Genomic DNA, 21369 nt, shown 5'->3' on the forward strand with positions numbered 1-21369 from the left:
CCATAAAAGCCTTTTTGCGGCGGACCGAGCATGGATTCCACCTTGCATGGCGGGAACTTTCGCCCTAGTTGGGCATTGAGCGTCGGGAAGAGCTCGTAAAACACTCTTTTCGAAACGGGTTGCAATCCCTGTTCTCTCAATGGGTTAGGGAACCAAACTAAAGACGTGACGGAGGCTATAATGAAGAATCGTATTGCTGCAGCTACTCTTGCTGCACTTGCCATCGCCGCGACGCCGGTACTGGCACAGGCTGGCGCACAGCGCGTTTCGGCTACCTCGACTGAGGATAGCGAAGCTGCTGGCGGCACCGGCATCATCATCGGTATCGTGGCTGCTGCAGCCGTGATCGGTGGTATCGTGATCGCTGCCGATCAGGACAGCGACACCCCGACCAGCCCCTGATTTCGATCAGACTGGTTGGATCGCACTGATCCAATGAATCAGGAAAACGGGGTCTTCGGGCCCCGTTTTTTTGTGCCCGGCGCGCGCGTGCCTATCGCCTCGCTGCTACCCCATCCCTCCGGCAAACAGGCGCATCAAAAAAAATAATCTCGCGCATGTTTTTTGTTGGAACCAAAATTGGCGATCTTGGTTTTTCATTCAGGACGACAGACCAAGCCCCCCTCCAAATGTCGTCCTCACAAACATGAGCCCGGGCGCGCGATCCTCCCCCCTTCTCATCGCGCCCGGGCTTATACCCCAGCCTCCCACATCCTGCAGTTCGCTGGTCCCGCCGATGCCCCTTGCATCGCGGGCCGTTCGTGCGCACAACTGGGGCGTTCGGGTCGCGCCAACCTATCGGGATAGCCGCAGTTGCGGTGCCCGGTGCTGCGCGGGGGCAAACCATGGTTTCCGGTCCGGCTTGCTTGGCAAGCGCCCTCCCCTCACCTGTGTCGTATAGCGGTACGCTCCCATGACGCCGCGCATCGTCCCTCTGGCGCTGGCTGCGCTATTGGCCATTCATCCGCCGGTGCACGCACAGTCCTCGAAGACCGACATGCCGGCGGACGAATCCGCCGCCGCCCCTGCAAAGGCCGACCCGCTGATGGAGGAAATCGAGCGGTACCGCGCGCTCGATGCCGAAGCCTATGGCGCGAACGACTATGCCCGCGCTGCCGAGGCCTCCGCTAAGGTCGTGGAGCTTGCCGAGCCTTTGGGCGATGCAAGCTTCGTCTATGCCCGCGCGCTCAACGACCATGCGCTCAACCTCATGTTCTCGCGCCGCGCCGCAGAAGCCGAGCCATTGATGCAAAAGGCGCTGGCGCTGTATCAGGCGCAGCTGGGCAGCGATCATCCCGAGGCATTGAAGGCGCGCGCCAATCTGGGCGCGGTGCTGTTCAATGCGGGCAAGGTGGAGGAGGCCGTGGACGCCTATCGTCTCGCCTATGACGGCTCGCGCGATCAGTTGGGTATGGACAATCCGGCTACGCGCGATGTCGCAGCCAATCTGATCGACCTGCTGTATCGGCTTGCCCGGCGCGACGAGGCCATCCCGGTGCAGGCGGCGCTGCTGGAGAGCATGCGGACCGAGCCCGGTGCCGATCATCCCGACACGCTGCTCGAACAGAAGACGCTCGCCAGCCTGCTGATCGAGACCGGCCAGTACGTCGCCGCACGCGACCTGCTGCGCGATGCAATGCCCCGGCTGGAGGCGGCATTGGGCAAGACGCACCCGCTGACCACCGAATCCCTGGCGCTGCTGTCGGTCTCGTTCGAGCGCACCGGGGACTATGTGACCGCAGAACCGCTGGCGCGCGACGCGCTGGACCGGGCCCGCGCGGCGAGCAGCGCCGAGGACCCCACTACCTTCCTGTCGGCGCTGGCGCTTGGTAACATCCGGATCGCGCTGGCCCGTTTTGCCGAGGCCGAAGCGGACCTGAAACCGGTGTATGAGATATCGCTGACCAACCCAGGCGAGGTGAGCGATATCAGCCTCGCGCTCGCCCGCGGGCTTGCCACCGCCTATCTCAACACCGGCCAGTTCCGCGAAGGCATCGCGCTGATGAAACGCGCAGATAGTGTCGCGCGACAGCATTATCCGCCCACCAGCACCTTCCGCCATGTCATCCAGGGCACGCTCGTGGCGCTGCTGGTTTCGGCAGGCAGCTATAGCGAGGCCGAACCGCTCAGCGCCGCGCTGCTCGACACCGTCCGCGAAACCCGGGGGCAGAACAACCGCGATGCGCTCAATGTCGCGACCAACCATGCGATGCTGCTCACCAACCTGGGCCGCTATGCCGAGGCCGAGGCGCTGTACGAGCAATCCTCCCCTGTGCTGGCGGGCCTGCTCGGGAGCGAACACCAGGAGGTTCTGGCGCTGCGCAACAATCTGGCGCTGGTCCACATCTATCAGGGCCGCTTTGTCGAGGCGGAGGCCAATCTGCTCGAGACCCAGGCGATCGCGCTGGAGCGTTATGGCCGCCGGCATCCCACCTGGCAGGGCGCAGCGGCCAATCTGGCGCTGCTGCTGGTCCAGCAGCGGCGCTTTGCGGAGGCCGAAGCGGTGTACGAGGCAGCGCTGGCAGAGCTTACCGAGGTGCTGGGCCCCGACCATGCCTCGGTGCTGCAGACCCGCGCCAACATCGCGGACATGAAGCTGCAGCAGCGCGATTTCGCCGCGACCGAGCAGATCCTGGAATCGGTGCTGGAGCTGGGATCTAAGCAATCCTCGGGCCAGAGCCAGCTGCTGACCATCGCGCGCACCAACCTGGGGATCGCCCAGCTGCTGCTCGGCAAGAGCGCGCAGGCGGAGGCCAATCTGCGCCAGGTGGTGGACCTTCCCTTCGAGACGCTGCCGCGCGATCACCCGATCCGCTTTGCCGCGCAGTCGCGGCTGGCGCTGGTGCACGTCAACCGCGACGAATTCGCCACGGCCGATGCGATCTACACCGATCTCGCGCAAAGCCAGATTGCGACCTTCGGCCTGCCTCATCCCAACAGTCTCGACACGCTTTCTATCCTGGTCCGGGCGCGGATCGCCAACACCGCGGCGGGGGTCGACCGGCTGGCCCCAGCGCGAATGCTGCTCGAGGGGCTCAGGCAGCGGATCGGATCGGGCGATGCCGATCTGCGCAGCGAAGCCCAAAGCACGCGCGAGCGCAGCAACCTGGTCGATTATTACAGCAAGGCGGCCGACGCGATGTGGCTGGCGCGCGAACAGGACCTGGCGACCGTTCGCAACGAGGCCTTCGTGGCGTTGCAGGGCGCGATCGCCGGCGGCGCCAATGATGCCATCGCGCGGATGGCGGCGCGCGGGCTTGCCGACAGTATCGATCCCGCGCTGGGCGATCTGGTGCGCGAGCGCGAGACGCTGAGTATCGCCTGGTCCGAAAACGCGCGCAAGTACAACGAGGCGCTGGGCAACACCGCGCCGGGTAGCGCCGAGGTTCGCGCCAACCTGACCGCCAGCCGCACGGCGATGGCCGATCGCATCGCCGCGATCGACCAGCGGCTGCGCTCGGAGTTCCCGCAATATTTCGCACTCGTCCGCCCCGAACCGCTGGCCCAGCCCGAGGCAGAGGCGCTGCTCGCGCCCGACGAGGCGGCGCTTCTAATTGTGCCCAGCGATGCCGGAACGCATGTCTTTGCGGTGACATCCACCGCGACGGTGTGGCATCGCGCCGAGCAGGACGATGAGGCGATCGCCGCGTCGGTCAAGCGGCTGTTGTGGGATGTGGGAGCCAACATCCAGGTCGATGCGATCGAGGATGCCGAATGGTCCAACCAGGGCGAAGGCGCCTATCCGTTCGATCGCGGCACCGCGTTTGCGCTGTATCAGCAGCTGATCGCGCCCGTGGCCGACACGATCAGCGGCAAGCGCCATGTGTTCATCGCTGCGGCAGGCGCGCTGTCGTCGCTGCCCTTCGGCATGCTGGTGACGCAAAAACCCGAAGGCGCAGACGGCGATCCCGCCAGCCTGCGCGGCACGCGGTGGTTTGCAGACAGCCATGCGCTGATCCAGATTCCCTCGCTGCAATCGCTCAAGTTCCTGCGCGACCGGCTGGCAACATCGCCCGCCAAAGGCGGCCCCACCCGCCAGCCGTTCCTTGGCTTTGGCGATCCGGTGCTGGAGGGCGAGGTAGCGATCCGCGGCGGCGGCGGGCGCGGCGTGTTCGTCAAGGGTCAGGGCCGCGATCCCCGGCGCGCCCGGCCGCAGGGGCTGGCGGCAGCAGAGGCGTTTGCGCCGGGCACCACCCGGTCGGGCGGCGGCGTGGTCAACATCGCAGCGCTCCGGCAGATGGCGCGGCTTCCGGGCACCGCGATCGAGCTCGCGGCGATGCGCACCGCTCTGGGCGCGAGCCCGGCCAGCGTACTGACCGGCGCACAGGCGACCGAGGCCAATGTCCGCAAGGCGAGGCTCTCCGACGCGCGAATCCTGGCGCTCGCGACGCACGGGCTGATGGCAGGAGAGGTCGAAGGTGCAGCCGAGCCGGGGCTGGTCTTCACTCCGCCCGCATCGGCGAGCGAGGCCGATGACGGGCTGCTCACCGCGTCCGAGGTGGCTGCGCTCAAGCTTGATGCAGACTGGGTGATCCTCTCGGCGTGCAACACCGCGGCGGGCGATGGATCGCAGGGCGCACCGGGGCTGTCGGGCCTCGCCCGCGCTTTCTTCTATGCCGGGGCGCGCACCCTGCTCGCCTCGCACTGGCCGGTGCGCGATGACGTTGCGGCGAAGATGACGGTGCGCACCATCGAAATCGCGCGCGACAACCCTGCTCTCTCGCGCGCCGAAGCCTTTGCGCAGGCAATGCGCGAGATCCGCAACGACGCCAGCCAGGATTCGGACAGCGACACGCTGGCCCATCCCAATGCCTGGGCGCCGTTCACGCTCATCGGCGACGGGGCGCGGTAGACGAAAGCTTCGTGCCCGGCTAATCCCGCCGCCATGACCGCTACCCCCGCCTGGCCCCCGCGCTCCGCCCCGCGCCTGTTCGTCGACCAGCCGCTTGCGATCGGCGCATCTTTGCGCATCGAAGGCAATCAGGCGCATTATCTGGTCAATGTCATGCGGCTGGCCGAAGGCGCACCGGTGAAGCTGTTCGACGATATCAGCGGCGAATATCTGGCGCGCGTCACCGCACGCGGCAAACGCGACATCACGCTGACCTTAGAAAGCCTGTTGCGCACCCGCGAAGCGGTGCCCGATTTCTGGCTGTGCGCCGCGCCGATCAAGAAGGCACGGTTCGATTTTCTCGCCGAAAAGGCGTGCGAACTGGGCGTTGCCCGCTTTGTGCCGGTGCTGACCGACCGCGCGGTGGTCGACAAGGTCAAGGACGACCGGCTGCGCGGCACGATGATCGAGGCCGCCGAGCAATGCGAACGCACCGCATTGCCCGAAATCGCGCCGCTGACCAGGCTCGATGCGCTGCTCAAGTCCTGGCCCGAGGGCCGTCACCTGTTCTTTGCCGATGAGCGGCTGCACGAGGACAGGGGTGTTTCGTTCAGCCAGGCGCTCACCCGCCATTCCGGCCCGGCGGCGGTGCTGATCGGCCCCGAGGGCGGCTTCACCGACGCCGAAAACGCCGCGATCCGCAGCCATCCCGCCGCGGTTCCGGTCTCGCTTGGCCCGCGAATCCTGCGCGCGGAGACCGCCGCGATCGCCGCCACCGCGGTGTGGATGGCATCGCAAGGCGATTGGGTCGCTTGAAAGCCCGGCTATCCTCCCCATTACACATTTAACACTAGCTTGGGTTGCAAGCCGCAACTAAAGCCAGCGACCAAAGACAATTCAGGGTTCAGGGCGCATCATGAGCACACGTACCACCACCGGGCAGGATGATCCCGTGATCACCTCGATCGCGCAGCTCGCAGAGCCGATGCGCGAAGGCGAAAAGCCCAAGGCCGATTGGCGGATCGGCACCGAGCATGAAAAGTTCGTGTTCTGCCGCAACGATCACCACGCCCCCAGCTATGACGAGCCCGGCGGCATCCACGATCTGCTGATGTCCTTGACCGAATTCGGCTGGGAACCGGTCGAGGAACGCACCCCTGCCGGCGGCACCAACGTCATCGCGATGCGCGGCCCCGATGGCACCGTGAGCCTCGAGCCTGCAGGCCAGCTCGAACTGTCGGGCGCACCGCTCGAAAACCTGCACCAGACCTGCGCCGAGACCGGACGCCACCTTGCCCAAGTCAAGGCCGTGGGCGAGAAGACCAACACCGGGTTCCTGGGGCTGGGCATGTGGCCCGACAAGACCCGCGCCGAACTGCCGATCATGCCCAAGGGCCGCTATGGCATCATGCTGAACCACATGCCGCGCGTCGGCAGCATGGGGCTCGACATGATGCTGCGCACCTGCACCATCCAGGTGAACCTCGATTATTCGAGCGAGGCCGACATGGCCAAGAAGTTCCGCGTTGGCCTCGCGCTGCAACCGCTCGCGACCGCCTTGTTCGCCAACTCGCCGTTCACCGAAGGCAAGCCCAACGGCATGCTCTCGTACCGCAGCCATATCTGGTCGGACACCGACCCCGCGCGCACCGGCATGCTGCCGTTCGTGTTCGAGGATGGCTTTGGCTATGAGCGCTATGTCGAATACATGCTCGATGTGCCGATGTACTTCGTCTTCCGCGACGGGCTGTATATCGACGCGGCGGGGCAGAGCTTCCGCGATTTCCTGAACGGCAAGCTGCCCGCCTTGCCCGGCGAGCGCCCGACGATCAGCGACTGGAACGACCACCTCTCCACCGCTTTCCCTGAAGTGCGCCTGAAGAGCTTCCTCGAGATGCGCGGCGCCGATGGCGGCCCGTGGAGCAAGATCTGCGCGCTGCCGGCCCTGTGGGTCGGGCTGCTCTACGATCAGGGTGCGCTCGATGCGGCGTGGGACGTCGTCAAGAACTGGACCATCGAGGAACGCCAGACGCTGCGCGATTCCGTGCCGAAGATGGGCCTCGCCGCACCGATCGCAGGCGGCGGCAAGCTGCTCGATATCGCCGCCGAAGTCCTCGACATCGCCACCTCAGGCCTGGCCGCGCGCGCGCGCACCAACTCCAGCGGCGACAACGAAACCGGCTTCCTAGAGCCTTTGCGTGATACCGTTGCGCGTGGCCGCACCCCGGCCGAAGACCTGCTCGCCAAATACCACGGCGAATGGGGCGGCGACCTCAGCCGGATCTATGACGAGATGCAGTTCTGAGGCCGAACGCTGTCGCGATAATCGAGCGGTAAAGTCCCCGAATAGTCACACGAATGCCACACCCGCGCAAGATTGTGCGGCGCAGCATTGGCGGTTGCTTGACCCTTAAACCCCGGCTTCGCATTCAGGCGCCGGGGGGCGGCGCTTCTGATCGAGTCGTCCCAGGGCAATTTTCATCTGGACCTGCTGGAGTTCAATCGATGCGCTTTACCGCCTTTTCGTCGCCATCCCTTGTTGCTCTGGCAGCTGCCCTGTCCGGGCTTGGTCTTGCAACTCCTGCAATGGCGCAGGAGCAGGTCGCTGAAGACCAAGATCGTGGCATCGGCGTCATCGTGGTCACCGCGCAAAAGCGCGCCGAAGATCAGCGCGACGTTCCACTGTCGATCTCGACGCTCAGCGCCGACGCGCTGGCCGCCGTTCAGGCCGGAGGCGGTGACATTCGCGGGCTGGCAGGCCGGGTCCCCAACCTGAATATCGAAAGCTCGTTCGGGCGCACTTTCCCGCGCTTCTATATCCGGGGCCTGGGCAACACCGATTTCGACCTCAACGCGTCACAGCCGGTCAGCCTGGTCTATGACGACGTGGTGCTGGAAAACCCCATTCTCAAGGGCTTCCCGATCTTCGATCTTGATCGGATCGAAGTGCTGCGCGGACCGCAGGGTACGCTGTTTGGTCGCAACACGCCCGCTGGCATCGTCAAGTTCGACACCGTCAAGCCCGGCGAAACCGGCGGCTATGCCAAAGCCAGCATCGCGCGGTTCAACACCTTGCAGCTGGAAGGCGCCCTCGGCCTGGATCTCGGCAACGGCTTTGCGGTCCGCGCATCGGGCTTCTATCAGCACCGCGACAACTGGGTCGACAATGTCGACAATGGCCCCGGCAACGATCTGGGCGGTTACGACGATTTTGCCGGACGTCTGCAACTGCAATATGAGGATGGCCCGCTCACCGCGCGGCTGGTCGGTCAGGTCCGCATTCTCGATGGTTCGGCGATCCTGTTCCGCGCCAACGTGTTCCAGAAGGGCAGCAACGAGCTCAACGGCATCGCCGGGGCGGGCAGCGATTTCCGCCGCGATCAGATCCGCTCGGATGGCCTGAATTTCCAGGAACTCAACACCTACAACGCCGGGCTGACTGTCAATTATGACTTCGGACCGGTCACGCTGACCTCGGTTACCTCTTACTGGAACGGCAACCTCAAGAGCCGCGGCGACATCGATGGCGGCTTCGGTAACGCCTTCGCGCCCAGCCAGGGACCGGGCTTCATTCCGTTTTCCGCCCAGACTCGCGACGATGTACCGAGCCTCGACCAGTTCACGCAGGAAATCCGGCTCGCTTCGAACAACGAAACCGGGTTGGGCTATCAGGTCGGTGGCTTCTTCTTCAACGAAAAGCTCGACATCACCACCCTCGATTACGGCGCGCCTGCCGATACCGTCGCGGCAGCCGTTGCGGTGCAGCGCCAGGTCACAGATTCCTTCGGGGTGTTCGCTTCGCTGAACTACAAGTTCGACAATGGGCTGACGCTGCAGGCGGGTGCGCGCTACAACAACGACGAACGCAAATTCGCAGCCGCAAGACCGATCGACACCCGTCCCGGTTTCCTGGGCTTTGGCGGCCCGGTGCCGACATTGACCACCGCGGTCGATGCCGATCTGGTAACCTGGGACCTCGCCGCCATCTATGCCGTCAGCGATGCGGTCAACGTGTTCGCTCGCGCAGCGCGGGGCTATCGCGCGCCCTCGATCCAGGGACGTCTCGCGTTTGGCCGCTCACTTTCGGTCGCCGACAGCGAACGGACGATGTCGTATGAAGCCGGCATCAAGACCGTGCTGTTCGATGGCCTCGCGCGCTTCAACCTGACCGGCTATTACTACAACACCGAAGACCTTCAGCTGACGGCGGTTGGCGGCGGTGGCAATGTCACCTCTTTGCTCAACGCCGATGACGTCGAAGGCTTTGGCTTCGAAGCCGACCTTGCGGCGCGGCCTGCCGACGGGCTGGATCTCAGCATCGGCGTCGGTTTCAACGAGAATGAGATCAAGTCGCCGGGCCTCGGCGTGGCCGGCTGCGGATCGCCCTGCACCGTGCTCGGCCCCGCCATTGCCGGACGTCCGGGCATCTTCTCGATCAACGGCAACCGCCTGCCGCAGTCGCCGAAATGGTCGCTCAACTGGACCGCGGGCTATGCCATTCCTGTCGGCAACGGAGAGGTCTACGCATTCACCGACTGGTATTATCGTTCTCGCATCCAGTTCTTCCTCTACGATTCGGTCGAATTCAGCGATGACAGCCTGATCGAGGGTGGTCTGCGGTTCGGCTATCGGACCGGCAACGGACGGCTCGATGTCGCAGCGTTCGTTCGCAACATCACCAACAACACCTCGGCCACCGGCGGTATCGATTTCAACAACCTCACCGCTTATGTCAACGAGCCGCGCATCTTCGGGCTCGAAGTCGGCACCCGATTCTAGATCATGACGACGCGGCGGACACAGCCCTTGTGGCTGTGTTCCGCCGCATCAGCAGCAGGTACCAGCCGATCAGCACCGTGTTCGACAGAGCGTTGCGCCAGAAACCGGTCGCGACCGAGAGTGCGCTGTCGACGACATACCATAACAGCAAGGCGGCGGTGATCCCGCGCCACAGCGCCAGTGCCTGCGCGGCGGGCATGTCGCCGGTGCCGCGCACCACCGCGAGCACGGTCGCACCCCAGCCCAGGGTCACCGCGCCCATCAGCGCCAGGCTGAAGCGCAGCGCCGGATCCCAGGTCACTGGTCCCGGGCCATCGAGAATATCGAACAGGATGTTGGCCACCTGACCTGTGGCTTCGAACGCGCCGCTCATCAGCACCAGCCCAAAGACCATCACCGCGCCGCACCACAGTTGCATCTGTGCCTGCCATTTGCCGTTCATGTCTCAAGTCTCCCATTGGGTTTCTATTGCCCCCGGTTACGCCGCGGAGATGCATGCGAACAATTACGCTGCAGGTAATCCCGCTGCATCCTTATGCCGCATGCCTGCGTAAACTGCGCCATATGCGCATTCCCAACATCATCGGTCTGGCCCGGCGTCTGATCTGGCTCGCGATTGTGGCGTTCGCCCTGCTTGTCCTGTTTGCCTGGCTTAAGCCGGGCCGCGAGGACATGCCGTGGACGCCGTTGTCGCTGAGCGAACCCATCGGCATGTCCACCGGGCGCAAGATCGTGGCACTGACCGACGATCGCGACCAGTGCCTCGCGCTGCTTGAGGGCTCGGGGCTCGATTTCACCCCGTCGGAACCGTTTGGCGCGGACCAGTGCCGGGTGGAAGACGCGGTGCGCGCCTCATACGGCCAGCCGCTGCTGCCGCTCGCCCCCGCCTCGGTCGCGCCGTCGTGCCCGATGGCGATCGGCCTGCTGATCTGGCAGGCACAGGTGGTGCAGCCTCAGGCGCAGGAAATCCTGGGCAGCAGGGTCAGCCGGATCGAGACCTTCGGCAGCTATTCGTGCCGCCGCATGTATGGGCGCAGCGAGGGCGCGTGGAGCGAGCACTCGACAGCCGACGCGCTCGACGTCAGCGGCTTCGTGCTCGAGGACGGGAGGCGCATCTCGGTGCTGAACGACTGGTTCGGCGGGGATGACAAGGCGCTGTTCCTCAAGCGCGTGCGTGATGGGGCGTGCGAGCTGTTCTCGACCACGCTCTCGCCCGACTACAACGCCGCGCATGCCGACCATTTCCATTTCGACCTCGCCAATCGCGGCGCGATGGGCTGGAGCGCGTGCCGGTAATTTACTCGCGGCCGGCCCGGATCGCGGCACCTGCGGCAATCGGGCAGATCACGGTGAGCAGCAGGCTGGCCGCCGCGAGCAGCAGCAGTCCGTTCTGGCTAGCGGGCGCCAGGCTTCCCGCCCCGAAAATCAGCAGCGGTACCGCGAGCGGTAGCAGCAGCAGCCCGCCCAGTGCCGCGCCATGCCGCAGGCCTGCGGTGAGCGCGGCGATCATCACGCCGAGCGCGGCAAGCGCAGGTGTCGCGCAGGCCAGCCCGATCTCGATGGTCAGCAATTGCTCGGATGTCTGGCCCAGCAACCCGGCCGAAATCACCGCCGCGAGCATCAGCGGCGGGCCGAAGCTCAGCCAGTGGCCGATGGTCTTGGCGAGCGCAATCAGCTCTTCGGACAACCCGCGCACGACATATTGATCGATCATCCCTTGGTCCATGTCCGCCTGCACCAGCCGGTCGATCGGCAGGATGCTGGCGAGCAGCGCCGCGACCCAGATCACCCCGCCCCCGGTGCGCCCCAGCAATTGCGCGTCCGGCCCCACCGCGAACGGATAGATCGTCGCCACCGCGAGGAAGAAGATGATCGGCATGATGAACCCCGCCGATCCGCGCGTGCCGCCGCCCAGCCCGAAGGCCAGCATCAGCTCGCGCCGGATCAGCGTGCCCAATGCGCCGATCATGCGGGCTCTTCCGGCACGATCGCGGGAACGAATTCGGCCAGCGGCAGCGTCTGCGCGCCTGCCAGCGGCAGCGGCTGGTGCGAGGCGGCGAGCACGATCCCGCCGCCCGCGCGGTGCGCCGCCATCAGCGTACCCAGCCGTTCGATCGACGCGGTGTCGAGCCCGTTGGCGGGCTCGTCGAGCAGCCAGACGGGAGCGCGCGAAAGCTCAATACGTGCGAGCAGCGCACGCTTGCGCTGCCCGGTCGAAAGGAAGCGCACCGGCACATCGGCAAGGTGGGTGAGGTCCACTGCCAATAGGGCGCGCGCAATGTCTCCGGTATCGGTGCCGTCGAGCTGCGCCCAATGTGCGAGCGCGCGGGCCAGCGGCTGACCCTGATCGAGAGCAACGCGTTCATCGGCCAGCGCCATCCGCCCGGTCACGTCGACCGTACCGGCATAGGCAGGCAGCAGCCCGGCCAGCACGCGGATCAGGCTGGACTTGCCCAGGCCATTGGGGCCGGTGACATGCAGCACCTCGCCTGCCTTGAGCGCGAACGAGACGCCGCGAAACAGCACCCGGCCGCCGCGCACACAGGCAAGCCCGGTGCATTCCAGCGCTGCGTCCGCGTCAAAGTCCTTGGTTTGTGCAGCTTCTTGCGCCATCTGCACCGCAGATAGGCGCAATTGCCGCCCGCTGCCAAGAGGAGACACATGCGATGGTCACCAAACTTACCGATGTCGAGCGCACCACCGCGCTGGCCGCGCTACCCGAATGGACGCCTGAACCCGTGCGCGATGGCATCACCCGCACGTTCAAGTTCACCGATTTCGTCGAAGCCTTCGGCTTCATGACACGCGTCGCGATCCTCGCCGAAAAGGCCGATCACCACCCCGAATGGTCCAACGTCTACAGCCGGGTGGAAATCCTGCTCACCACGCACGATGCAGGCGGGCTTTCGCAGCGCGATATCGATCTTGCGACCCAGATCGACGCGCTGATCTGAGGCCGTTCAGCGGCCATTGTGCAGGCCGCATGCTCTCTATACGATGCAGTCCGGACCGACCCTGCATGAACGGGGCGGCAAGCCACTGTGGAGAGAGAGCTTATGGCAGACGACACCCCGAACCTGGTCGAAGAGGCAGCGCAGCACACCACCGCGCTGGGGCCATTGATGGGGCTGGCACGCGAGGATTTCATCGGCGCGATCGGGCTGCTGCTGCGCGAGACCGCGAGCGATCCGGCGCGCACGATGCGGCATGCCCAGTCGTTTTCGGAAGATGTCGTCAAGATCATGATGGGCCAGTCGGAGCTGTCGCCCGACCCCAAGGACAAGCGCTTCATGGACCCGGCCTGGCGGTTCAACCCGTTCTACAAGGCGGGCGCGCAATATTATCTCGCGGTGCAGAAGGGCATGAAGACCTGGATCGACGAGCTCGAGCTCGATGCGCTCGAACGCGACCGCGCCAACTTCATCTCGGCGATCATCATCGACGCGCTGGCGCCGACCAACACGCTGATCGGCAACCCGATGGCGCAGAAGCGCATCGTGGATTCCGGCGGGCTGTCGCTGCTCAAGGGGCTGAAGAACGCCTATAACGACATGGTCTACAACGACGGCATGGTCAGCCAGGTCGACAAGAAGCCGTTCACGATCGGCGAGAATGTCGCGACCTCCAAGGGCAACGTCGTCTATCGCGACGAGATCATGGAGCTGGTGCATTATGCGCCCTCGACCGACGAGGTCTATGCGATCCCGCAGCTGACCATCCCGCCGCAGATCAACAAGATGTACATCAACGATCTGTCGCCCGAGAAATCGGTGGTGAAGTGGCAGGTCGACAACGGCATCCAGACCTTTGTGATCTCGTGGCGCAATCCCCAGAAGGAGCACGGCCACTGGGCGATGGCGGATTACATCGCCGCGTGCACCCGCGCGATCGACGTGGTGTGCGAGGTGACCGGCTCGAAGAAGGTCAACGTCTCGGGCGGGTGCTCGGGCGGGCAGACGCTGGCGATGCTGCTTTCCAAGCTCAAGGCCTCGGGCGACGATCGCATCGGCGCGGTGACCTTGATGGTGTGCGTGCTGCACCCCAAGCAGACCGATATCGAGGCAGGATCGCTGATGAGCGACAACGGCCTTGCGCTCGCCAAGCAGCGCGCGGCCAAGCAGGGCGTCATCAAGGGCAGCGACCTGTCGCGTGGCTTTGCCTGGCTGCGCCCCAACGACCTGATCTGGAACTATGTCATCAACAACTATCTGATGGGCGAGGATCCGCCCGCGTTCGACGTCTTGTTCTGGAATGCGGATGCCACCAACCTGTCGGCCAGCCTGATGGGAGACTTTCTTACTATCTTCGAAACGCTCGCCTTCACCCGCAAGGGCGAGGTCGAGATGGTCGACCACAAGATCGACCTGTCGAAGGTGACGAACGACCTGTTCATCCTGGGCGGGGTGACCGATCACATCACCCCGTGGCGCGCGTGCTATCGCTCGACCCAATTGTTCGGATCGAAGAATGTCGACTTCATCCTCTCGCAATCAGGGCACATGCAGGCGATCCTCAACCCCCCGACCAACCCCAAGGCCAAGTATTTCCGCATGAAGGGCAACACGCCCACCAAGGCAGGCAAGACCCCGGCGGATGTCGACGACTGGCTGTCCAAGGCCGAAGAGGTCAAGGGCAGCTGGTGGCCTTACTGGATGGAATGGGTGCAGGCGCGCTCGGGCGAGAAGGTCGCAGCGCCCGCCAGCACCGGCAGCAAGAAACACCCCGCGCTGGAACCTGCGCCGGGTCTGTATGTATTGGAGTAGGACATTGCAAACCCTCCTCGTTATGGGGAGGGTTTGAACGTGCATATATCAACCGACAGGAATTTCCTTTGGCCAGCAAACCCAAGCCCACCGCCTCCAACGGCCCCGAGATCACCATGGAAGTGGCCGACGGGCGCACGCTGCGCGTTGCGCGCTGGCGCTTTGACGAGGGGCTGACCAAGCCGCCCCTGCTGTTCTTCAACGGCATCGGCGCGAATATGGAAGCGGTCGCCCCGTTCGCCGAGATGATGGAGGAACGCCCGTTCATCACCTTCGACATGCCCGGTGTTGGCGGATCGCCCGATCCCAAGGTGCCGTACAACGCCTTTCTGATGTCGCGCATCGCATGGCTGCTGCTTGACCGGTTCGGGATCGAGAGCGTCGATGTGATGGGGGTGAGCTGGGGCGGCGCGATGGCGCAGCACTTTGCGCTCCAGCATTCGGGCAGCGTCAACCGGCTGGTGCTGGCCGCGACCACCGCTGGCATGTTCATGATCCCGGGCAACATCTCAGCGCTCAGCAAGATGGCCGATCCGCGTCGCTATATCGACCCCAGCTATATGGAGAAGCATTTCGCGACGCTGTATGGCGGATCGACCGAAGGCGCGACGGGTCACACTGGCCGAATCACCCCGCCGTCCAAGACGGGCTATTTCTATCAGCTGCTCGCGATGATCGGCTGGACCAGCGCGCCGTTCCTGCCGTTCCTCGGCAAGCCGACGCTGATCCTGATGGGCGGCGACGACCAGATCGTTCCGGTCGCCAACGGCCATATCCTCAAGACGCTGATCCCCAATGCCGAACTCAAGATCATCGACGATGGCGGGCATCTGTTCATGCTCAGCCATCTCGACGAAAGCCTGGCCGCGATCCGCGAGCACCTGGATGCGGTAGAAGGCTAGAGCTCTCCCACCGTCACCCCCGCATTCGCGGGCATGACGATGTCAGACGGTCGGTTTCAGCCCGCCTTTACCCGCTGGCGATAGGCGTGCAGCAAGGGCTCGGTGTAGCCGCTCGGCTGCTCGACACCCTTGAACACCAGATCACGCGCCGCCTGGAAGGCGAGCGAGCCTTCGGGGTCGCTCGCCATCTCGCGGTACAGCGGATCGCCCGCATTCTGCGCATCCACCTTGGCCGCCATCCGCAGCAACGCCCCGTCGACTTCTTCAGCGGTGCACACGCCGTGCAACAGCCAGTTGGCGACCGCCTGGCTCGAGATGCGCAGCGTCGCGCGGTCCTCCATCAGACCGACATCGTGGATGTCGGGGACCTTCGAGCATCCGATGCCCTGATCGACCCAGCGCACGACATATCCCAGAATACCTTGCGCGTTGTTGTCCAACTCGGCGCGGATGTCGTCAGGCGACCAGTTCTGCCCCGCGGCAAGCGGGATGCTGAGCAGCGGCTCGAGCGTTGGCACCGGTTGGGCAGCGATCTCGGCGCGGCGCGCGAAAACATCGACCTTGTGATAGTGCATCGCGTGCAGCGTTGCGGCGGTGGGCGACGGCACCCAGGCGGTGTTCGCGCCGGTCAGCGGGTGACCGATCTTCTGTTCCATCATGTCGGCCATCATGTCGGGCGCGGCCCACATGCCCTTGCCGATCTGCGCTTTGCCATCGAGCCCGCATTTGAGGCCGATGCCGACATTGCGCGCCTCGTACGACTTGATCCAGTCCGAGGTCTTCATGTCGCCCTTGCGGACCATCGGACCTGCCTGCATCGAGGTGTGGATCTCGTCACCGGTGCGATCGAGGAAGCCGGTGTTGATGAACACGATGCGGTTGCGCACAGCATGGATGCACGCAGCCAGATTGGCCGATGTCCGCCGTTCCTCGTCCATCACGCCGACCTTGATGGTGTAGCGCGCGAGGCCCAGGATGTCCTCGACCGCATCGAAAAGATCGTTGGTGAAGCCGCACTCTTCGGGCCCGTGCATCTTGGGCTTGACGATGTAGATCGATCCGGCGCGGCTGTTCGAATAGCGGCCCAACCCCTTGAGGTCGTGACAGCCGATCGCGCTGGTGAACACCGCGTCAAGGATGCCCTCGGGCGCTTCGGACCCATCGGCGAGCAGCACCGCCGGGTTGGTCATCAGATGGCCAACATTGCGCACGAACAGCACGCTGCGCCCCGGCAGGGTGAAGGCGGTGCCATCGGGAGCGACATAGCTGCGGTCCGGTTCGAGCGCCCGGGTCAGAGTCTTGCCGCCCTTGGGGAAGCTCGCCTCCAGATCGCCGCGCATCAGCCCCAGCCAGTTGGTGTATGCGGTGATCTTGTCCTCGGCATCGACCGCGGCGACCGAATCTTCCATGTCGACAATCGTCGTCAGCGCAGCTTCGAGCAGCACATCGGCGATCCCCGCCTTGTCGTCCTTGCCGATCGGGCTGGCGGGATCGATCACGATTTCGATATGCAAACCGTTATGGCGCAGCAGCAGGTTGGCGCCATTCGTGCCGACCAGCTGTGCAGGATCGGCGAGCACAGGCGTGCCGCCGGCAAATTCCGCCCAGCTGCCGTCTGCGAGCGGCACGGCTTCATCGAGGAACGCCTTGGCCGCCTTGACCACCGCGGCGCCTCGCACCGCGTCATAGCCACCAGGCTGCGCCGGGGCCGCGTCAAGCGCGTCGGTGCCGTAATAGGCGTCATACAGGCTGCCCCAGCGCGCATTGGCGGCGTTGAGCACGAAACGGTCGTTGAGCGAGGGCACGACCAGCTGCGGGCCAGCCATCGTCGCGATTTCCGGATCGACATTGGTGGTGCCGATGGCGAACGGCTGCGGCTCGGTCACCAGATAGCCGATGTCGTACAGGAAGGTGCGGTATTCCATGGCGTTGAGCGGCTGGCCCTTGCGCGCACGGTGCCAGTCGTCGATCTTGGCCTGAAGGTCCTCGCGCTTGTCGAGCAGCGCCCGGTTGACGGGAACGAACCGGTCGAGCAGCGCGGCGAAATCCGCCCAGAAGCGGTCTGCGTCGAGCGCCAGCGGGGCCAGCACCGAATCGGTGATGAAGCCGTGCAGCGCAGAATCGATGCTGATGCCGTTGCTCTGGATATAGTCGCTCATTCCCGGTCCTCTTTGCTTGTGACGGTCCCCTGGGCGTGGCGCGCCAGAGGAGATGCAAGGTAATTTCCGGGGGAGGAATGGCGCACAGCCTATGGCAACGCAAGGCGTCAAAGTAAATCCGCTTTTGCCCGCTACGGGTGGTAGGATGCGACCAACCGGGCTATGGCATGGCGGATGACGACCAGCCCTGCCAGACTGACCGGATCCGAGCGCGCCTGCCTTGAAACCATCGACCAGACCGCGATGTTGAGCCAGGTCGAACGATGGGCCGCGATCAACAGCGGGACCGGCAATCTTGCAGGCCTCACCCAGACCGCGCAGCTGCTAGCGGACGCGTTTTCGGCGCTTCCCGGTGACGTGCGGCTGATCGATCCCGCGCCGGTCGATGCGGTGCGCGCCGATGGCAGCATCGACACGATCCAGCGCGGCCAGCATCTGGTGGTGCAGGTGCGGCCGCAAGCGCCGCTGCGGCTGCTGCTCACCGGGCACATGGATACCGTATTTCCCGTCGACAGCGGCTTCCAGAGCCTGACATGGCTCGAGCCAGGGGTGCTCAATGGTCCAGGCGTCGCCGACATGAAGGGCGGCATCGCGGTGATGCTGGCAGGCCTTCGCGCGGTAGAGACATCGCCGCTTGCCGCCACCATCGGTTATGACGTGATGATCAACTCCGACGAGGAGGTGGGTTCGGGCTCGTCCGCGGCGCTGATCGCCGAACTGGCGGCGGGCAAACTTGCCGCTCTAACCTATGAACCCGCGCTGCCCGATGGCACGCTGGCAGGCGAACGTGGCGGATCGGGCAATTTCTCGGTCATCGTCACCGGCCGTTCGGCGCACGCCGGCCGCAACCCACAGGACGGGCGCAATGCGCTGGTCGCTGCCGCCGACATGGCGGTGCGGCTGAAAGCGCTGACCCGCGACGGATTGTCGGTCAACCCCGCCAGGATCGACGGCGGCAGCGCCAACAATGTCGTACCTGATCATGCGATATTGCGGGTCAACTTCCGCCCGCAAAGCCTTGAAATGCAGGCCCATGCCGATGCAGCGCTGCGCCAGATCGCCGACGCCATCGGCCGCGAGCACGAAGTTTCGGTGCATGTGCATGGCAGCTTCGGTCGCCCACCCAAGCCAATCGATCCGGGTGCCCAAAAGCTGTTCGGGCTGGTCAAGGACTGCGGCGCGGCTTTGGGCCTTGAGATCGGCTGGCGCGGCACCGGCGGGGTGTGCGATGGCAACAACATCGCCGCGTGCGGGGTGCCGGTGGTCGATACCATGGGCGTGCGCGGGGGCGCGATCCACAGCGCCGACGAATTCCTGATCACCGACAGCCTGGCCGAACGCGCCCGTCTGTCCGCGCTCACCATCATGCGGCTCGCCGAAAAGAGGGGTTTATGAGTTTTGTCATCCGGGCGGCGACGCCAGGCGATCTGCAGCCGATCTACGAGATGGCCAAGCTTACCGGTGGCGGGTTCACCAACCTGCCCGCCGACCGCAAGTCGCTGCAATCCAAGATCGAGCGTTCGACCGAGGCCTTTGCGCGCACCGAGGACAGCGTCGAGGACGAACTGTTCGTGCTGGTGCTGGAAAACACGCGGACCCGCGAGATTCGCGGCACCTGCCAGCTGCTCACCCGGGTGGGGCAAAAATGGCCGTTCTATTCCTATCGCCTGAGCACCCTGACACAGCACAGCGCCGAGCTCGAACAGACATTCCGCGCCGAAATCCTGAGCCTGGTGACCGATCTTGAGGGATCGTGTGAAGTCGGCGGACTGTTCCTCCACCCCGGCGAGCGCGCGGGTGGGCTGGGGCTTTTGCTGGCGCGCAGCCGCTATCTGTTCATCGCCATGCACCGCGCGCGCTTTACCGACCGCATCCTGGCCGAACTGCGCGGGGTAATCGACGAGGCGGGGGATTCGCCGTTCTGGGACAGCATTGCCGGGCGCTTTTTCGGGATGAGCTTCGACGAGGCCGACACCTTCAATGCGCTGCGCGGCAACCAGTTCATCGCCGATCTGATGCCCAAGCACCCGGTCTATGTCGCGATGCTCTCGGATGCCGCGCGCCATGTGCTCGGCCGTCCCAATGTCAGCGGCCGCGCGGCGATGCGAATGCTGGAGAATGAAGGTTTTGCCTATGAGAATTACGTCGACATCTTCGACGGAGGCCCGACGATGACCGCGCGCACCGACCAGGTGCATTCGATCCGCAACTCGCGCGATGCGGTGTTGGGCGGAACCGCCGACGACGGCGCGCTCGCATTGGTAGCGACAGGCAGGCTGGCGGACTTCCGCTGCGCTTATGGCCATGTCGCGGATCGGGGCGACAGCGTCGCGCTCGACGCCAGGGCCGCGCACCTGCTGGGCGTGGCTGAGGGCGATGCCGTCCGCTGGATTGAGCGGTAAAAACCCCTCTCCCCTACGAGGGAGAGGGTTGCGCAGACTTGGCAGCTCGCTGCCTAGTCGAAGCTGGGAGAGGGGGCAGCGGTCGCCTAGCGACCGCGCGGACCAAAGGGCCGCATACCCCTCATCCAACTGCGCCTAAGCGGCTGCGCCGCCAAGGCTTCGTAACCTTCTCCCTCAAGGGGAGAAGGAAGATCAGAGGAACACCATGCTGACCGAAATCAACTTCGACGGAATCATCGGACCCAGCCACAATTACGCAGGGCTGAGCCTGGGCAACATCGCCTCGGCGAGCAACGCGGGCGCGGTCAGCGAGCCGCGCGCGGCGGCGTTGCAGGGCGTGGCAAAGATGCGCGCCAATATCGCGCTAGGGCTGGCGCAGGGCTTCTTCCTGCCGCTCGACCGGCCCAATACCGGCTGGCTTGCAAGCCTGGGCTGCGATATCGCCAGCGCCGAGCCGCACATGCGCGCCGCGGCCTTTTCCGCCTCGTCGATGTGGGCGGCCAACGCCGCGACCGTCTCCCCTGCCCCGGATACCGCAGATGGCCGCTGCCATCTGACGGTCGCCAACCTCGTCACCATGCCGCACCGCAGCCATGAGTGGACGGGAACGCTGGCGCAGCTGCAGCTGGCCTTTGCCGACACGCGGCACTTTGCGGTGCACGGCCCGGTGCCTGCCCCGTTCGGCGATGAAGGCGCGGCCAATCACATGCGACTGTGCGACGGCCATGATGGCGCCGGCGTCGAGATTTTCGTCTATGGCAAGGCAGGCGGCCCCTTCCCCGCGCGTCAGCATATCGAGGCGGGCAAGGCGATCGCCCGGCGGCACGGGCTTGCGCCCGATGCCACGCTGTTCCTCCAGCAGAGCGAGACCGCGATCGCGGCGGGCGCCTTCCACAACGATGTCGTCGCCGTCGCCAACGAGACCGTACTGTTCACCCACGAACAGGCGTTCGAGAATCGGGCTGAGGCCTATGCCGAAATCCGCGCAGCCTTCCCGGCGGTGCAGATCGTCGAGGTGCCCGCCAGCGCAGTGTCGCTTGCCGATGCGATCAAGAGCTATCTGTTCAACGCCCAGCTGGTCAGCCTGCCCGAGGGCGGCCACGCGCTGGTGCTGCCCAGCGAATCGCAGGAGGTGACCGCGGTGTGGCAGTGGCTTGAGGCGATGGTCGCGGGCAATGGCCCAATCCGCCGGCTGGTCCCGGTCAATGTCCGCCAGTCGATGGCCAATGGCGGCGGCCCGGCCTGCCTGCGCTTGCGCGTGGTCGCGGATCCCGCCACGGTCGACCCGCGCTTCATGGCAACCCCTGACAGGCTCGACAGCATCGAGCGGATCATCGCCAGCCATTGGCCCGAACGGATCGCCCCGGCTGACCTTGCCGACCCGGCCCTGGCCGAGACGGTGCGTGCCGCGCGCGCGGCGCTGATCGATGCGCTGGATCTGGGCGAGCTTGGCTGACCTGTCGGCAGGCTTTACACATTAACCCGATCTTCACCATAAGGGACCGCAGAAATCAGCCCTTGGCACGGGGCTTG

The 21369-nt window shown here is 65.1% G+C and carries 16 protein-coding genes; 12 read left to right on the top strand and 4 right to left on the bottom strand.

All coding sequences use genetic code 11. From position 1 onward, the window contains the following. Window positions 1-180 precede the first annotated feature (180 nt). The 5 genes from BSY18_RS10190 (at window position 181) to BSY18_RS10210 (ending at window position 9610) form a co-directional block, all read left to right on the top strand. A complete protein-coding gene (locus BSY18_RS10190) occupies window positions 181-402 on the top strand; it encodes a hypothetical protein (RefSeq protein WP_054134274.1) in 222 nt (73 codons plus the stop codon). A gap of 511 nt (window positions 403-913) precedes the next feature. Further along, the gene (locus BSY18_RS10195) at window positions 914-4852 is read left to right on the top strand and encodes a CHAT domain-containing tetratricopeptide repeat protein (protein ID WP_069050535.1); all 3939 of its coding nucleotides are present in this window, start codon (window positions 914-916) and stop codon (window positions 4850-4852) included. A 33-nt stretch (window positions 4853-4885) separates the two neighbouring features. Then, entirely contained in the window at window positions 4886-5647 is a 762-nt protein-coding gene (locus BSY18_RS10200; RefSeq protein ID WP_069050536.1) for a 16S rRNA (uracil(1498)-N(3))-methyltransferase, read from the top strand. A gap of 100 nt (window positions 5648-5747) precedes the next feature. After that, the gene (locus BSY18_RS10205) at window positions 5748-7136 is read left to right on the top strand and encodes a glutamate--cysteine ligase (protein ID WP_054134271.1); all 1389 of its coding nucleotides are present in this window, start codon (window positions 5748-5750) and stop codon (window positions 7134-7136) included. A 281-nt stretch (window positions 7137-7417) separates the two neighbouring features. Continuing rightward, complete coding sequence (locus BSY18_RS10210; protein WP_171900211.1) at window positions 7418-9610, top strand: TonB-dependent receptor; 2193 nt, start codon at window positions 7418-7420, stop codon at window positions 9608-9610. A 1-nt stretch (window position 9611) separates the two neighbouring features. Here the strand turns inward: BSY18_RS10210 and BSY18_RS10215 are convergent, their stop codons facing one another. Next, on the bottom strand, window positions 9612-10052 hold the full coding sequence (locus BSY18_RS10215) for a hypothetical protein (RefSeq protein ID WP_069050538.1): 441 nt from the start codon (window positions 10050-10052) through the stop codon (window positions 9612-9614). A 122-nt stretch (window positions 10053-10174) separates the two neighbouring features. Between BSY18_RS10215 and BSY18_RS10220 the strand changes: the two genes are divergently transcribed. Continuing rightward, window positions 10175-10906 (top strand): extensin-like domain-containing protein, encoded by a 732-nt coding sequence (locus tag BSY18_RS10220; protein ID WP_069050539.1) that lies wholly within the window; start codon window positions 10175-10177, stop codon window positions 10904-10906. A gap of 1 nt (window position 10907) precedes the next feature. Here BSY18_RS10220 and BSY18_RS10225 read toward each other — a convergent pair whose 3' ends face one another. Continuing rightward, window positions 10908-11579 carry a heme exporter protein CcmB gene (locus tag BSY18_RS10225; protein WP_069050540.1) on the bottom strand — a complete coding sequence of 224 codons (672 nt, stop codon included), beginning with the start codon at window positions 11577-11579 and terminating at the stop codon, window positions 10908-10910. Beyond that, window positions 11576-12223, bottom strand: a complete 648-nt coding sequence (gene ccmA, locus BSY18_RS10230) for a heme ABC exporter ATP-binding protein CcmA (RefSeq protein WP_083231420.1) — start codon at window positions 12221-12223, stop codon at window positions 11576-11578. The genes BSY18_RS10225 and ccmA overlap by 4 nt, the downstream gene beginning before the upstream one ends. 20 nt (window positions 12224-12243) lie before the next feature. Here ccmA and BSY18_RS10235 point away from each other — a divergent pair, with 20 nt between their 5' ends. From BSY18_RS10235 to BSY18_RS10245, 3 genes are all read left to right on the top strand, one after another. Then, entirely contained in the window at window positions 12244-12564 is a 321-nt protein-coding gene (locus tag BSY18_RS10235; protein ID WP_257785067.1) for a 4a-hydroxytetrahydrobiopterin dehydratase, read from the top strand. A gap of 102 nt (window positions 12565-12666) precedes the next feature. Then, the gene (locus BSY18_RS10240; RefSeq protein WP_069050542.1) at window positions 12667-14373 is read left to right on the top strand and encodes a PHA/PHB synthase family protein; all 1707 of its coding nucleotides are present in this window, start codon (window positions 12667-12669) and stop codon (window positions 14371-14373) included. A 68-nt stretch (window positions 14374-14441) separates the two neighbouring features. Next, window positions 14442-15275, top strand: a complete 834-nt coding sequence (locus BSY18_RS10245) for an alpha/beta fold hydrolase (protein ID WP_083231421.1) — start codon at window positions 14442-14444, stop codon at window positions 15273-15275. Window positions 15276-15331: 56 nt separating this feature from the next. Here the strand turns inward: BSY18_RS10245 and BSY18_RS10250 are convergent, their stop codons facing one another. After that, complete coding sequence (locus BSY18_RS10250) at window positions 15332-17434, bottom strand: malate synthase G (RefSeq protein WP_069050543.1); 2103 nt, start codon at window positions 17432-17434, stop codon at window positions 15332-15334. A 174-nt stretch (window positions 17435-17608) separates the two neighbouring features. Here BSY18_RS10250 and BSY18_RS10255 point away from each other — a divergent pair, with 174 nt between their 5' ends. The 3 genes from BSY18_RS10255 to BSY18_RS10265 all read left to right on the top strand — a co-directional run bounded on the left by BSY18_RS10255 (window position 17609) and on the right by BSY18_RS10265 (window position 21292). Next, window positions 17609-18829, top strand: coding sequence for a hydrolase (locus BSY18_RS10255; protein ID WP_069051856.1), 1221 nt, complete (start codon window positions 17609-17611; stop codon window positions 18827-18829). After that, window positions 18826-19836, top strand: coding sequence for an arginine N-succinyltransferase (locus tag BSY18_RS10260; protein ID WP_069050544.1), 1011 nt, complete (start codon window positions 18826-18828; stop codon window positions 19834-19836). Before BSY18_RS10255 ends, BSY18_RS10260 begins: the two co-directional genes overlap by 4 nt. A 205-nt stretch (window positions 19837-20041) precedes the next feature. Further along, window positions 20042-21292, top strand: coding sequence for an N-succinylarginine dihydrolase (locus BSY18_RS10265; protein WP_069050545.1), 1251 nt, complete (start codon window positions 20042-20044; stop codon window positions 21290-21292). Window positions 21293-21369: the final 77 nt, after the last annotated feature.

Source organism: Blastomonas sp. RAC04 (assembly GCF_001713435.1).
Lineage (GTDB): Bacteria > Pseudomonadota > Alphaproteobacteria > Sphingomonadales > Sphingomonadaceae > Blastomonas > Blastomonas fulva.